The following is a 14398-nucleotide window of genomic DNA, read 5'->3' as shown; positions in this document are numbered from 1 at the left end:
GGAGCCGCCACCTCCTCCGCCATCGCCGAAAGCGGATGAGGAGCTCGATACTGGGGCGGGAATGGTCGAGGCTATGGTCGACGCCATGGAAGAGGAGAAGTCGCCGATCGTTCCGCCGATATTGCCCGGGCGGAAATCGCCGGAATACCAGACCGGCGCATAGGCTGCGGCGGCAGTTGCACCGGCAGCCGTCGCGAGCCAGGTTTCGAAGGCGCTCGACCAGGGCTTTTCGACACCGAGCGCGACGGCATAGGGCAACAGCTTCTCGAAATGCTGCGGCGACATCTGCGGCGCGCCCTGCATGTTCATCCGGTCGCGTTCGGCAAGCGTCAGATATTGCCTGAGGCCGGCGATGCCATCCATCATCTTGCGCCCGAGCGGCGTCGGTGCGCCCATCAGAAAATAAAAGACGACGTTGAGCGCGAAAATGCCGACGATAGCGGCGACCAGCGGCAGCAGGCCCGCTTCCCACAACGGCACGACCGCGGCGGCAAAGCCGCTAACGGCAATCGAGACGAAGACGAAGCCGAAGAAGGCGAAAATCAGCACCGAAATGATGCGCTGGGCGAGGCTGGCACTATGCCTGCGAAACCTGCGGCCGATCGAACTCGCAAAGATCGTCACGAAAATCGAGAGGAAGCCCGGCACAATGATCAGCGGCAGGGCATTTTCGTGCAGGCGACCGAAGATGACGATCGCTGCCAGAACCAGAACTGATAGCGCAATACCTGTTATGACGTAGAGCGAATTGGCCTTGTAATATTCGTCGCGATGATCGCGTTCGATGGCGCTGCGGAATTTCGAGCCGAGCTGCTGCACCGCCTCGCCATTCGCCCTATCGATAACAAGCGACGAGAATGGCCCGACGGCCTGCATCAGCACCTTGTCGCCGCCGCTAAGATCACTGCCAGCCTTGCCGGTCGGGCGGATAACGACTTTTCCCTTCAAGTCGTCCAGAATGACATAGCCGCGCACGGCGAGGTCAATCGCGGTTGCGGAGAATGCCGTCCAGCCGGAACTGGCAAAGCCTCTATTGTCGATATAGTTCACGAGCGCCGGCGAAATGCCCTCGGGTGGATCCCAGCGCGGGACCATGACGCCCGGCCGAGGATCGCGGCCGACCGCGATCCAGCTTCGCATATAGTAGGCAAACAGCAGGATCAGCCCGCCGATGGCAATAATCGTATCGAGGTGATCCCGAAGGAACCAGCCCCATTGCTGGCTGTCGCTCGGCGGTGTGATCGCTCCTTTGGCCAGCTTGATGGCGATCGTCAGGCCTTCAGCCACTGCAAGCGGCCTGGTCGTTGCGAAGGTAACGATATTGCCCTGTTGGCTCGCACTTGCATTCTTGTCGGTAGCGCCGAGCTGCCCCGTAAAGAAGGCAAGCTGCTGCGGCTGCACGCCATCGGGCAAGGTGACTGTTGCCTTCGCATTGAGGATAGGGAACAGCCAGCCGTTGCCCGTCACGTTCCAATAAAGCTCGTCATGATCGCCGAAATAGCGCATTTGACGATTGGTGTCGTAGGTGAGGCGGAATATGTGCGAGCCTGGGTTCAGGATACGATCGGCGTTGCCGATATAGATACGCTCGCCGCCCTTGATACGTTCGCTGTGCCAATCCTCCGGCTGCCCATCGCGCTCGACGGATACGACCTTGAAATCCACCTCGATCTCGCGGCCACCGGCATCGGTCATCGTCAGCGGGAAATCCCGGAAGATGCCGCGGCGGATGCTTTGGCCCTCGGCATTGACGGAGATCGTCTCGACGACGCGCATGGAGCCGTCACGATGCAGCGCGATCGCTTGATCGAAGTTCGTGATGAGTTCGGCTGCCGTCACCGCCGTTGCACAAAGCAGCAGGCACAAAGCCAGGAAGAACCCGCAAAGCCGTGTCATCACTCCCCCAAAGGATGGCCGCGACGCCGTTGCCGGCGCCGCTTCACGTCAGGAACATGCCTGCGCTCAGCCCTTGAGATGGCGGAGCGTCAGTCTTCGTAAGCGACACCAAGAGACGCCAGCACGTTCCAGTAGGACGGGAAGGTCTTGGCGACGCAATCGGGGTCAAGAATGGTGATGCCGCCGATCTTCAGGCCGGCGAGCGCAAAGCTCATGGCGATGCGGTGATCGGCAAAGCTGTCGATTTCTGCCGGAAGCACTTTGCCGGCAAGGCTCGGATCGGATGCGACGATGAGATCATCGCCCTCTTCAGTCCCGAGGTTCGGCACGATGCGGGACAGGCCGCTCGACAAGGCGCGGATGCGATCGCATTCCTTGACGCGCAGGTTCTCGATGCCGACGAAGCGCACCGGCGTTTCATTGAAGGCGGCGAGAACGGCGAGCGTCGGGATGGCATCCTGCATCTGCGAGCCGTCAATGACGGCGGGCAGATGCGGAAACTTCGAGATCAGGTCATAGGCCTTCGCATCCGGCTGCGAGAACTGTTCTGCCGGCGTGCCGAGATCGATCTTGCCACCACCAAGCACTTCGGCCGCCCAGAGATAGGTCGCGGCGGAGGCATCGGGCTCGATGACGAAGTCGGCGGCATGATAGCCGGTGGGCTCAACGCGCCAGGCAACCGGGCTCACACGCTCCACCTTGGCGCCGAAAGCGCGCATGGCAGCAACCGTCAGATCGATATAGCCGAGAGCACCAATATGCTCGCCGAGCAGCTCGACATCGACAGCCCGGTCGCCGCCGGCAGCCATCATCAACAGAGCCGAAACATACTGGCTAGACAGGCCGCCATCGATCTGCACGCGGCTTGCCTCGAAGCGGCCGTTGCCGTTGATGGTGACGGGCGGGCAGCCGGTTTCCGTGGAGGCATCGACGCCGAGCGAGCGCAATGCGTCGACGAGCGGGCCGATCGGCCGCTTGCGCATATGGGCATCGCCATCGACGATGACCTTGCCGTCGACCAGCGCCGCAGCTGCCGTCAGGAAGCGTGTCGCCGTGCCGGCATTGCCGAGGAAAAGCGGTGCAGCCGGCGCCTTCAGCTTGCCGCTGCCGGTCACGATGAAGGTCGTGTCGTCGGGCTCGTCGATGATTACGCCCATGGCGCGCAGAGCCTCCGCCATATAGCGGGTATCGTCGCTCTTCAGCGCGCCGGTCAGCCGGCTCGTGCCCTTGGCAAGGCCCGCCAGCAACAGCGCGCGGTTGGTGATCGACTTCGATCCCGGCGGCATAGCGCGTCCGGTCAAAGGCTTGCCCGGCGGGATTATCGTGAGTTTGGCTCTACCCATCATCATTCTCTTTGGTCAGTCAGGAAAGCGGCCGATGGCCAGCGGTCGGCATCCTTTACCGCCTCGCATGAAAAACCGATAGCGGAAATCTCAGAACTTTACCGTTGGAACAGCGCGGTCCGCTTCGTTGGTAATCTCGAAATAGGCCTTCTTCACGAAGCCGAAGGGGCCGGCGATGAGATTGTTCGGGAAGGTTTCGACCTTGACGTTCAGATCGCGTGCGGCACCGTTGTAGTAGCGGCGTGACATCTGGATTTCGTTTTCCGTCGTCTCCAGCGATTGCTGCAGCTCGACGAAGCCCGTATTGGCCTTCAGGTCGGGATAGGATTCAGAAACGACCATCAGACGGCCGAGCGCCTGACTGAGAACGCCTTCGGCGGCGGCACGGCCGGCGACATCGCCAGCAGGCACGGCCTGCGCTGCGGCACGCGCCTGGGTGACTTCGACCAACGTCTTGTTCTCATGGCCGGCATAGCCTTTGACTGTCTCGACCAGATTGGGAATGAGATCGGCGCGGCGCTTCAACTGCACGTCGATACCGGACCATGCCTCTTCCGCGACTTGTCGTGCACGAACGAGCCCGTTGTAAATGAAGACGACATAGAGCGCGGCCAGCACTATGATCGCTAGAAGAACAAGCATCTAAAATCCCCCGTGGCGACTGCAACCCAAGGGACACTAGGCAGATTTCACGCCAATGTCACCCGGCTTTAATGGCGGCGCGGAGCTAAGACAGACTATGGCGATGCCCAATCCCGGGGAAGCTTGCCTTAGGCGGCCTGCTGATTCCAGTTGATGCCGCCGGCATCCGTCAGCAGAAAGGCTTCGCCACAAGCTTTGGCGAGCGTGCGCACGCGCAGGATGTAGCTCTGGCGTTCCGTGACAGAGATGACGCCGCGGGCGTCGAGCAGGTTGAAGACGTGGCTCGCCTTGATGCACTGGTCGTAAGCCGGAAAGACGCATTTGTGCAGGCGATGATTTTCGCTGTCGCCGGGCGCGCCGGCTGCCAGCAACGCCTGGCATTCCTTCTCGGCATCGATGAAATGGCGGTGCAGCATCTCGGTATTGGCATATTCGAAATTATGCCGGGAATATTCCTGCTCGGCCTGGAGGAAGACATCGCCGTAGGTGATCTTGTCTTCGCCCTCGAGGCCGTTGAAATTCAGGTCATAGACACTGTCGACGCCCTGAACATAGGTCGCAAGACGCTCCAGACCGTAGGTCAGCTCACCGGCGACGGGTGCGCATTCGATGCCGCAAACCTGCTGGAAATAGGTGAACTGCGAGACTTCCATGCCGTCGCACCAGCATTCCCAGCCGAGACCCCAAGCACCAAGCGTCGGGCTTTCCCAATCGTCCTCGACGAAGCGGATGTCATGCAGCAGCGGATCGAGGCCGATCGCCTTCAGCGAGCCGAGATAGAGCTCCTGCAGGTTCGGCGGATTGGGCTTCAGGATGACCTGATACTGATAATAGTGCTGCAGGCGGTTGGGGTTCTCACCGTAGCGACCGTCGGAGGGGCGGCGGGACGGCTGGACATAGGCGGCCCGCCAAGGCTTCGGCCCGAGCGAACGCAGGGTAGTTGCCGGATGGAACGTGCCGGCGCCGACTTCCATGTCGTAGGGCTGCAGAACCGCACAACCCTTGTCAGCCCAATAATTGTGCAGCGTCAGGATCAGCGCCTGGAAGGAGCGCTTCGGGTTCATATGGTCGGGCACGTTGGCAGTCATGGGAATTGGTTTCTTCCGCTAGCGAATTGTTTGGCGGACAGGTGCCACGGCGTGGCGAATGGGTCAAGGCTTTGCAGCATAAACGGCGCTGCAGCCTGCCTCGCCGAGGCACATGGGTTTACTCATCCTCGCGCTTCACATGATACTCGCCGGTCTTCGGATCTTTCACCAGCGTTCCCATAGCGCCGGTGCGGCGTTCCGTCTCGGCACGGCGAGATTTTTCGGCGAGCCGCTGGGCATCGCGGACGAAACGCCGATACAAGAACCAAATCCCGCCGACGGCGATGATGAAGAAGATGATCCGGGACATTAGCCAGCGCTCCCGCCTACAATCCGTACCGGCCCCACAATGCCTTTTCCTCTGCCGCTTCCGCAAGCCCGGATGCAATCCCGGCGCCGAGGCCATCCATGCCGCCAAGCGAAATGCCGGGAGCCTTGCGGCCGAAAAGGCTGCGCGGCGCGGTGATCAGCGTTGGTTTGACCTTATCGCCGAAACGCTTCCTCAATTCCTGACGCATGTCTCCCAGGCCGTCGATCAGGCCAAGCTCCAGCCCGCGGCTGCCGGTCCAGAACAGGCCGGAAAATACCGTTTCGTCCGCCGAGAGCTTTCCTGTGCGACGCTCGAGCACCATGTCGATGAAGACCTTGTGGATTTCGAGCTGCAGGCTCTTCAGATATTCGATGTCCTTTTCCTTCTCCGGCTGGAACGGATCGAGGATCACCTTGTTCGCACCAGCTGTGTAGACGCGGCGCTCGACGCCGATCTTCTTCAACAACTCCGGAAAACCGAACCCGCCGGAGACGACGCCGATCGAACCGACGATCGAGGTGGCATCGGCAATGATCTCGTCTCCCGCCAGCGCGATCATGTAACCTCCAGAGGCTGCGACATCCTCAACGAAGACCAGGACCTTCTTATCTTTCTCGGCGGCCAGATCGCGTATGCGATTGTAAATCATCCGCGACTGCACCGGAGAGCCGCCCGGCGAATTGACGATAATGGCGACAGCCGGCGCCGTCTTCATGCCGAAAGCTTTTTCAAGAGCCTGGGATGAGCCCGCCAGATTAAGCGATTGCCGCAGCGGACCACCACCGGAAGAGATGACGCCGCTCAGACGGACGACGGGGACGATCACCTCCTCCTTGCGGAAGCGCTTCGGAAGCATGCGTCTCAAGAACCCAACCATTCGTCATCCCTGAATCATGATGTTTGCTGCCCCGTGATGTATGCACGGAAACGCCAAACGCAATATTGCGGATCGTATTTGATGCTCTGATGCTGAGCGCGCCGAATGGCTAGCGGCGCGGATACGAAGTGCGGCCGTTGTTCATATCATCGACGAAATCGGTGAATTTATGCGTTCCCTCGCCATGCATGATCAATGGCGCCCGAAGCGCCAGTCTGGCCCTCGAACCCTTGATTGCCGTCACCAGAATGCGCACCGCACTCTCACCCTCGCGGGGATGGATCGGCGTGATTTCAATGCCGCCGAAGCGGCGGCCGCAGGCGGCGATGATCTCGCCGATCGATTCTGGCCGGGCGATCAGCGAGAGCTGGCCGCCCGGGATCATGATCGCGCCTGCCGTGCGGATCCACCGTTCGAACAGCCCGTCGGTCATGGCATGCGCTTCGGCTTTCAGCGCGTCCGGTGTCAGCCTGTCACTGGCATCGTTGAAGGGCGGGTTCATGATAACGTGGTGGAAGCTGTCGTCGACAAGACCCGCTTCATTGCGATCCTTGCCGGTCAGCGTGACATCGGCTTCGATAACCGAGACGCGGTTGGCAAAACGCGCATTTTCCGGCAGCAGGAGGCTTTTGCGCGCGAACTCGGCCATATCAGACGAGCGCTCGAACAGCACGACCTCCGCCCGGTCGAGTCTCGAGGCCACGGCCATTCCGGCGGCTCCGGCGCCCGCACCGAGATCCGCCACCCGGATCGTACGCTCATCTGCGACAAGCGCTGCGAGCAGCATGGCATCCATGCCGGAGCGGTGCCCCCTGCCCTTCGGCTGCACGACATGGAAGGCGCCGCGGTGGAAGGCATCGATGGTTTCGGAGGGGCTTTCGGTCATGGCGAACCTCAGGACCGGGCCTGGCGCAACTCGTCGCCGAGGCCGGCATCGATCAGGATACGCCGGGCCAGATCGGCACGCTCTTCCTCCACCAGAAAGCGGCGCGGCAGCATCCCGAGGGAGCCTTCCAGAATGCTCATGGCCTGGTCCGCAATGAAGCAATGAATTCCCGCATCCTTCATCAGGCTCTCAGCGAATGAGAGAAGGACCGGGTCATTGGTACGGATCAACTCGTGCATAGGCCTTAGAATTCCTGTCAAATTTACGCGACGAGACAATTCGCCTCTTGCCGCCCGTTTCGCCCCTTCTTATTGTGCTTTGCAGAAAATGAACAGGAGTCCGGATCGTTGGGCGTCGTGATACCGCTGGAAGAAAGCAAGAATAAACTGGCATCCATCAAGCCGTTGGTGGACCTGACCAAGGCGGATATGGAACGCGTCAATCAGCTCATCCTGTCCAAGGCCGGCTCTGATGTGCAGATGATCCCGGAGGTTGCGGAGCACCTCATTTCCTCTGGCGGCAAGCGTTTGCGGCCGATGCTGACCATCGCGTCTGCCGCTCTTTACAGCTATCAGGGCGACAATCACATCAAGCTCGCGACATCGGTCGAATTCCTGCATACGGCGACGCTGCTGCATGACGATGTGGTCGATGAAAGCGATCTGCGTCGCGGCAAGTCCACCGCCCGGATGATCTGGGGCAATCAGGCAAGCGTGCTGGTCGGGGATTTCCTGCTCGGCCAAGCTTTCCGCATGATGGTGGAAGTCGGCTCGCTCGAAGCGCTCGACGTGCTCTCTTCGGCCGCCTGCGTCATCGCCGAAGGCGAGGTGCTGCAGCTTTCCGTTTCCAAGAACATGGAGACGACGGAAGACGATTATCTCTCGGTCATCCGCGCCAAGACCGCAGCGCTCTTTGCCGCTGCAGCTGAAGTCGGCCCGATCGTCGCCAATGCCGGCAAGGCGGAGCGCAATGCGCTGAAGTCCTACGGCACCAATCTCGGCCTCGCCTTCCAGCTCGTCGACGACGCGCTCGACTACGGCGGCAAGGCCGCCGATCTCGGTAAGAATGTCGGCGACGATTTCCGCGAGGGCAAGATCACGCTGCCGGTGATTCTCGCCTATCGCCGCGGCACGGAGAAGGAGCGCGCCTTCTGGCGCGAGGCCATCGAAACCGGCAACAACAGCGACGAGAATCTCGAGAAGGCTCTCGGCCTGATCACGAAATATGGCGCGCTGGCCGACACAATTGCCCGTGCCGTCCATTACGGCACCATCGCGCGCGACGCCCTGGCACCCCTGCCGGAAACGCCTTGGAAATCGGCACTTCTGGAAGTGATCGATTTCTGCATCGAACGCGTTAATTGATGGCGGCGGCCTGAATTTGTTGCAGGGCCGCTTCAAAAAAGCCATCCTGTTGTGAATCAGTTGACACGAACGCTTTATGCCGCCGGCGGTCTTCGCCGGCTGTCCCTTGATGAAAGGCTTTCTAATGCGGCAGAGACTTGCCATCCGTTTCCTCTCGGGCGTAGCCTTGGCGGCGGTCCTTTCGGTGTCCGCCCTGAATGTCGCGCGCGCCGATGATAAGCCGGCGGCAGCACCGGAGGCCAGCGCCCCGGTCGCCTTCGATACGGATAGTGTCGATACCTTCGCAGGCGCTTTCCTCGCCGCCCGCACCGCCGATGTCGATCACGACTACAATACTGCCATCGCGCTCTACAAAAAGGCGCTGATGATCGACCCGAGCAATCCCGAAATCCGCCAGCGGCTGATGATCTCGCTGCTGCTGAACGGCAATCTGGAAGAAGGCGTCAAATACGCCAACGAGCTGAAGAGCGACCCTTCCGTCGAACGCGTGACCACCATCGTGCGCGGCATGGATGCCATTCGCCGTCACGAATACCGTACCGCCCAGGAAATCCTCAAGTATAACGGTCCGAACGATCTCGACCGGATGATGACCAATCTGCTCGCCGCCTGGGCTCGCGCCGGATCCGGCCGGGGCAAGGAAGCCATCTCGATGATCGACAAGATGAAGGGCCCGGATTGGTTCAACATCTTCAAGAACTATCATGCCGGTGCCATCGCACTGACGATGGGCGACCTGAAATCGGCACGCTCGCACCTCAACGATGCGATCCTCGACAAGACGGGCGGAGCGACGGCTCCCGATACGTTCATGCGCGCCGTCATGGCGCTCGCCCGCCTCGAAGCCAAGGCCGGCGACAAGCAGAAGGCCCTGGATGCAATCTCCGTCGGTGACAATCTCGTCAGCAATTATGCTCCATTGAATGCGCTGCGCGACAGCATCAGCAAGGGTGATACGCCGGGCCAGCAGGTCACCAATGCCAGCGAGGGTGCGGCCGCCGTTCTCTTCACCATCGGTGCCGCGCTGAACCGCGACGGGGCCGAGGATGTCGTCTCGCTCTATCTGCAGATTGCCAATTCTCTCGACCCCAAAGCTGCCGATACGCTGGTGCTGCTCGGCGGGCTGGCCGAAAAGCAGGAGCAGACCGATCGTGCGATCGGCTTCTACAAGAAGGTGCCCGATGACTCGCCAATGGCTCGCATCTCCGAGCTGCAGCTCGGCCTTGCGCTCGCCCAGGCAGGTAAAGTCGACGATGCACGCAAGCATCTGAAGGCGCTGATCGATTCCGATCCCAACGATGTCCGCAGCTATCTCGCCTATGGCAGCGTCCTTTCGGATGCCAAGGACTTCCAGGCCATGGCCGACAATTACGATAAGGCCGTACAGATCATCGGCCCCGTGCCGAAGCGCAGCGACTGGGCGGTGTTCTTCCAGCGCGGCATTGCCTATGAGCGGCTGAAGAAGTGGGCGGATGCCGAGCCGAACTTCAAGAGGGCGCTTGAGCTCAATCCGGATCAGCCGCAGGTGCTGAACTATCTCGGCTATTCCTGGGTCGACATGAACATGAACCTCGACCAGGGTCTGAACATGATCAAGAAGGCCGTCGATCTCAGGCCGGACGACGGCTATATCGTCGATTCGCTTGGCTGGGCCTATTTCCGCCTCAACCGTTTCGACGATGCCGTGAGCGAACTGGAGCGGGCGGCACAGCTCAAGGCGGGCGATCCGACGATCAATGACCACCTCGGTGACGCCTACTGGCGCGTCAACCGCAAGCTCGAAGCCGTCTATCAGTGGAATCGGGCGCTCGCCTCGAAGCCGGAAGAGGCCGATATTCCGAAGATCAAGGAGAAGGTCGAGAAGGGCTTGCCGCCACTCGACAACGATCCAAAGACCGTCGACAAGAGCAAGCAGCCCGATCCAGCGCCCGCCCCCTCGCCCGACACGAACGCTCCGGCGCCGGTCGACAAGAAGTCCTAAGACTTCCATGAGCACGATCTTGGCAGCGGGTGATTTCGACCTTACGGAAGAAGCGCCCGCAAAGATCAATCTTGCGCTGCACGTCACCGGCCGCCGCGCCGATGGCTATCATCTGCTGGACATGCTCGTCAGCTTTGCCCGCCACGGCGATCGTCTTTTCTTTCGCGCAAGTGCGGATGACGATTTCAGCCTTTCGGGACGGTTCGGCCCGTTGCTTTCCGCCGATGCCGAGGCTGGCGACAATCTCGTGCTCAAGGCGCGCGATCTCTTGCGCCAGGCAGCCAATTCATCCGGTCTCGATGCTCCCGCCGTCCATATTCATCTGGAAAAAAACCTGCCGATCGCATCGGGCATCGGCGGCGGTTCGGCGGATGCGGCGGCGGCATTGCGTGGGCTCATGCGGCTCTGGCGCCTCAGCCTGTCTGAAGGCACCCTCAAAACGATCGCCCTGAAGCTTGGCGCCGATGTGCCGATGTGTCTTTCGAGCCGACCGCTGATTGCGCGTGGAATTGGCGAGGCGATAGATTTGCTGCCTTCCTTTCCTTCTTTTCCGATGGTTCTCGGCAATCCGCTCGTCGGCGTCTCCACGCCCGACGTGTTCCGCCAATTGTCGCGCAAGGATAATCCGCCATTGCTGTTTCCGTCGCAAATGCCGCGGGGTCAAGGCGAATGGATCGACACGATCAAGGCCCTGCGCAACGATCTCGAACCGCCGGCGCGCTCGATCTGCGGCGAGATTGGCGTGCTTTCCGGCCTGATCGAAAGCGAATCCCCGATCCTGACGCGCATGTCGGGCTCGGGCGCCACCTGTTTCGGCATCTTCGCCGATGCCGAACGGGCGAAGAAAGCCGCCGCCTCGCTTCACAGACAGAAGCCGGACTGGTATTTCCAGGTAACGGAGACGATCGCGGGAGAGGCATGATGGCAGGTCCAGTCAACGAAAGATCCTTCATTCCCGTCGGCATCGCCGTGCTGACCGTTTCCGATACGCGCACGCTCGGCGACGACAAATCCGGCGATACGCTGGTTGCCCGCATTGCGGAAGCCGGCCACAGGCTTGCTGCCCGCGCCATCGTTCCCGACGACAGGGAGCGCATCCGCACGCAGGTGGAAGCCTGGACCAAGGACGATGCGGTCGATGTCGTCATCACCACCGGCGGCACGGGCTTTACCGGCCGCGATGTTACGCCGGAAGCGTTGGAGCCATTGTTTGAGAAGCGGATGGATGGGTTTTCGGAAGTCTTCCATCGCATCTCCTACGACAAGATCGGCACGGCGACGATCCAGTCACGGGCGACAGGCGGTGTGGCCAATGCCACCTTCATCTTCGTGTTGCCGGGCTCTCCCGGCGCCTGCAAGGATGCCTGGGACGGCATCTTGAAGGCGCAGCTCGACTATCGCCACATGCCCTGCAATTTCGTGGAGATCATGCCGCGCCTCGACGAGCATCTAAAGCGCGGCGCCGGCTCGAGATAGGTCTTCCGCTCGCTGCGATCTTGCGTGGCGGTCATGCTTTCGGCAGGACAGGAATTGATTCCCAGGAATCGCCGCTGAGTATGATGCAGCTCCGGCCGGATATGTCGCTCATCAGCAGTGTCCAGTTGCCGCTCTCAGCAGCATAGATCTCAACGATCGTGCTTTGATCGAGCTTGCCGACAGCCGAAAGCTTTTCCGAAAGATGGTCGCCAAGAAACGCGACGATATCGACGCGCTTGGCACAGGCCAAGGTTACCTGAGCGGCGGCAATGCCGGGGAAAAGAATTGCACTTGCAACGAAGAGAGTTGCCATGAAGCGGTAGAGCATCGTGCGTTTCATAACGCACCTCCTTTCGCCGAAATCCCGGCGAAAAAGGAGAATTCCGCTGACCAGTTCCGCCTGATATCGGCATCTTCATGGTCGGTCACCAACGCGACACGCGTAAGGTGCCGCCACACACGAATTATCGCAGCTATTCCCGCGTTTACAAATGGAATCTGCGGAACGCTAGAGCAGCTCCAGCAAAAGTGCGAAGCGGTTTTGCGTCCGGAGCTGCGTAAAAACAAGAAGATAGAGCGTTTTCGCGATCCGAAGGAAAGCGGAAATGTTCTAGGCCCTATCGCGCTGCGCGCGCCACCCAGGAGGGAATGAGTTCGCTTGAAAGCCTGCGGCCCTTCTGGCCCTTGGCAAATTCCGCGAGCTGCATTCCCGACCTGGCGATCGCGACGGCCTGGTGCTTCGAAAGCAGCAGGCCCAACTCCAATGGCGGCGAACGGCGGCCGATCCGCTTCAGAAAGGGGCGCCGATAGCCGCGGGACGCCGTAAACCGCGCCGGGCCTTTGTTCAGGGAGACATATTCGGCGACCTCGTCGATCCAGCCCGCTTGCGGCCGCGCGCCCGGCTCGACCAGCAACAGCCATTCGCCGCGGGCCGCCCGCAATATGTCCTTGATATCCCACTGCGAGTAAAAGCGGCAGCCGGCGGCATCTGCGACTTTCGATGTGCCATCACTCGAACCGTGATCGAGCACGACCACGTCGCTGACCAGCCCCTCGACCGCGCCTGCCACCAATGCCGCCAATGTCTGCGCCAGTTCCGGTTCGTGATCCTGGCATTCGATGATGACCGTCAACATTGCCCATTTATAGAGCGGCGCATAATTTATTGCCAGCACCCAACCTTCGGCTCCAAACGTTTAAGAAAAGCATCATATGCCGCCGGAAACGCTCGCCGCCGGTATCGCCAAATACCTCCTCTCAACAAGGTGGAAAATGGTGATTTCGGATTTTTGTTCTTGCAATGTTCTCATTTGTCGGATAGGAATTTAATCATCTTAGACGCGGCGTGCGATGGCATAAACCGCCCTGGAGCTACCGATGAACGAGCAGTCCCTTGCAGGGCAGGCCGCTTTCGCGCCTGCCAATACGGCAGACGTTGCCAACGCTTTGATCGCCGATTCCGGTCTCAGGGTCGACGTCGAGCGTCGGCGCGGACGCGGGGCCGGATTGAACCCGAGCGGCCGGTTCGAGCCGCAGCAACGCGAGGCTTTCGACGACGGCTGGCAGAGCTGGGAAGAGCTGCCGCCTTTCAAAACCGAAGTGCAAGTGGAGAAGCCGCGCACGGCCATTACCCGTAACGAATCGCCCGACATACCCTTCGATCGATCGATCAACCCTTATCGCGGCTGCGAGCACGGCTGCATCTACTGCTTCGCGCGGCCGACGCATGCCTATATGGGCCTTTCGGCGGGGTTGGATTTCGAATCGAAGCTGTTTGCCAAGCCGGATGCAGCCAAGCTTCTGGAACGCGAACTCGCAAAGCCGGGCTACAAGCCGCGCGTTATCGCCATAGGGACGAATACCGACCCCTACCAGCCGATCGAGAAGGAATGGCGGATCATGCGCCAAATCCTCGAAGTGCTGAACCGGGCGAACCATCCCGTTGCTATCGTCACCAAATCGGCGCTGGTCATGCGCGATATCGACATTCTAAAGGAGATGGCTGCCAAGAACCTTGTGCGGGTGGGATTGTCGGTGACGACGCTCGACCGCAAGCTCGCGCGCACCATGGAGCCGCGGGCGGCGACGCCGCCACGGCGGCTGGAGGCGATCCAGGCTTTGAACGAGGCCGGCATCCGCACCGCGATCATGGTGGCGCCGATTATCCCTGCCCTCAACGATCATGAAATCGAGCGCATTCTCGATGCGGGCAAGGCAGCCGGCGCGCAGGAGGCAAGCTATGTCATTTTGCGGCTGCCGCTGGAGGTGAGCCCGCTCTTTCGCGATTGGCTGCTGCAGCATTATCCGGATCGCTATCGCCACGTCATGTCGCTGATCCGCTCGATGCGCGGCGGCAAGGATTATGATGCGGAGTTCGGCAAGCGCATGAAGGGTGCCGGGCCTTATGCCTGGCAGATCAGCCGTCGCTTCGAAATGGCGACGCGCCGGCTCGAGCTTACGCGCCGCAATATCGCTTTGCGCGACGATCTGTTCGTGCCGCCAGATGGCAGCGGCGTCCAGTTGTCGCTGCTTTGA

General features: G+C 60.7%; 15 protein-coding genes. 5 read left to right on the top strand and 10 right to left on the bottom strand.

Annotated elements, in window-relative coordinates:
* The 8 genes from AC13RE_RS13980 to AC13RE_RS13945 all read right to left on the bottom strand — a co-directional run.
* On the bottom strand, positions 1-1896 hold a 1896-nt coding region (locus AC13RE_RS13980), incomplete at its 3' end, for a DUF2207 domain-containing protein (protein ID WP_488563338.1).
* Between the two features lie 89 nt (positions 1897-1985).
* A complete protein-coding gene (locus AC13RE_RS13975; RefSeq protein WP_488563356.1) occupies positions 1986-3242 on the bottom strand; it encodes a 3-phosphoshikimate 1-carboxyvinyltransferase in 1257 nt (418 codons plus the stop codon).
* A gap of 87 nt (positions 3243-3329) precedes the next feature.
* Complete coding sequence (locus AC13RE_RS13970; protein WP_132715962.1) at positions 3330-3881, bottom strand: LemA family protein; 552 nt, start codon at positions 3879-3881, stop codon at positions 3330-3332.
* A gap of 128 nt (positions 3882-4009) precedes the next feature.
* On the bottom strand, positions 4010-4969 hold the full coding sequence (locus AC13RE_RS13965; protein ID WP_112335445.1) for a glycine--tRNA ligase subunit alpha: 960 nt from the start codon (positions 4967-4969) through the stop codon (positions 4010-4012).
* A 118-nt stretch (positions 4970-5087) separates the two neighbouring features.
* Entirely contained in the window at positions 5088-5279 is a 192-nt protein-coding gene (locus AC13RE_RS13960; protein WP_112335442.1) for a hypothetical protein, read from the bottom strand.
* A gap of 16 nt (positions 5280-5295) precedes the next feature.
* Positions 5296-6156, bottom strand: a complete 861-nt coding sequence (locus AC13RE_RS13955) for a S49 family peptidase (RefSeq protein WP_488563337.1) — start codon at positions 6154-6156, stop codon at positions 5296-5298.
* A gap of 109 nt (positions 6157-6265) precedes the next feature.
* Positions 6266-7042, bottom strand: a complete 777-nt coding sequence (locus AC13RE_RS13950) for a tRNA1(Val) (adenine(37)-N6)-methyltransferase (protein WP_488563336.1) — start codon at positions 7040-7042, stop codon at positions 6266-6268.
* Positions 7043-7050: 8 nt separating this feature from the next.
* Positions 7051-7281, bottom strand: coding sequence for a putative signal transducing protein (locus AC13RE_RS13945; protein ID WP_488563335.1), 231 nt, complete (start codon positions 7279-7281; stop codon positions 7051-7053).
* Positions 7282-7389: 108 nt separating this feature from the next.
* On the opposite strand from AC13RE_RS13945, the gene AC13RE_RS13940 reads away from it, so the two are divergent.
* The 4 genes from AC13RE_RS13940 to moaB all read left to right on the top strand — a co-directional run bounded on the left by AC13RE_RS13940 (position 7390) and on the right by moaB (position 11863).
* A complete protein-coding gene (locus AC13RE_RS13940) occupies positions 7390-8406 on the top strand; it encodes a polyprenyl synthetase family protein (RefSeq protein ID WP_112335438.1) in 1017 nt (338 codons plus the stop codon).
* 124 nt (positions 8407-8530) lie between these two features.
* The gene (locus AC13RE_RS13935; protein ID WP_488563355.1) at positions 8531-10387 is read left to right on the top strand and encodes a tetratricopeptide repeat protein; all 1857 of its coding nucleotides are present in this window, start codon (positions 8531-8533) and stop codon (positions 10385-10387) included.
* 7 nt (positions 10388-10394) lie between these two features.
* A complete protein-coding gene (locus AC13RE_RS13930) occupies positions 10395-11309 on the top strand; it encodes a 4-(cytidine 5'-diphospho)-2-C-methyl-D-erythritol kinase (RefSeq protein WP_488563334.1) in 915 nt (304 codons plus the stop codon).
* Complete coding sequence (moaB, locus tag AC13RE_RS13925; protein ID WP_488563354.1) at positions 11309-11863, top strand: molybdenum cofactor biosynthesis protein B; 555 nt, start codon at positions 11309-11311, stop codon at positions 11861-11863. Before AC13RE_RS13930 ends, moaB begins: the two co-directional genes overlap by 1 nt.
* 31 nt (positions 11864-11894) lie before the next feature.
* Here moaB and AC13RE_RS13920 read toward each other — a convergent pair whose 3' ends face one another.
* Together AC13RE_RS13920 and AC13RE_RS13915 are read right to left on the bottom strand one after the other, a co-directional pair.
* Positions 11895-12203 (bottom strand): hypothetical protein, encoded by a 309-nt coding sequence (locus AC13RE_RS13920; protein WP_488563333.1) that lies wholly within the window; start codon positions 12201-12203, stop codon positions 11895-11897.
* 277 nt (positions 12204-12480) lie between these two features.
* Entirely contained in the window at positions 12481-12999 is a 519-nt protein-coding gene (locus AC13RE_RS13915) for a glycosyl transferase (RefSeq protein ID WP_488563353.1), read from the bottom strand.
* 241 nt (positions 13000-13240) lie between these two features.
* On the opposite strand from AC13RE_RS13915, the gene AC13RE_RS13910 reads away from it, so the two are divergent.
* The gene (locus AC13RE_RS13910; protein ID WP_112335433.1) at positions 13241-14398 is read left to right on the top strand and encodes a PA0069 family radical SAM protein; all 1158 of its coding nucleotides are present in this window, start codon (positions 13241-13243) and stop codon (positions 14396-14398) included.

The organism is Martinezella sp. CNPSo 3959, from assembly GCF_057784355.1.
This window is presented reverse-complemented; position numbering and strand designations above follow the sequence as displayed.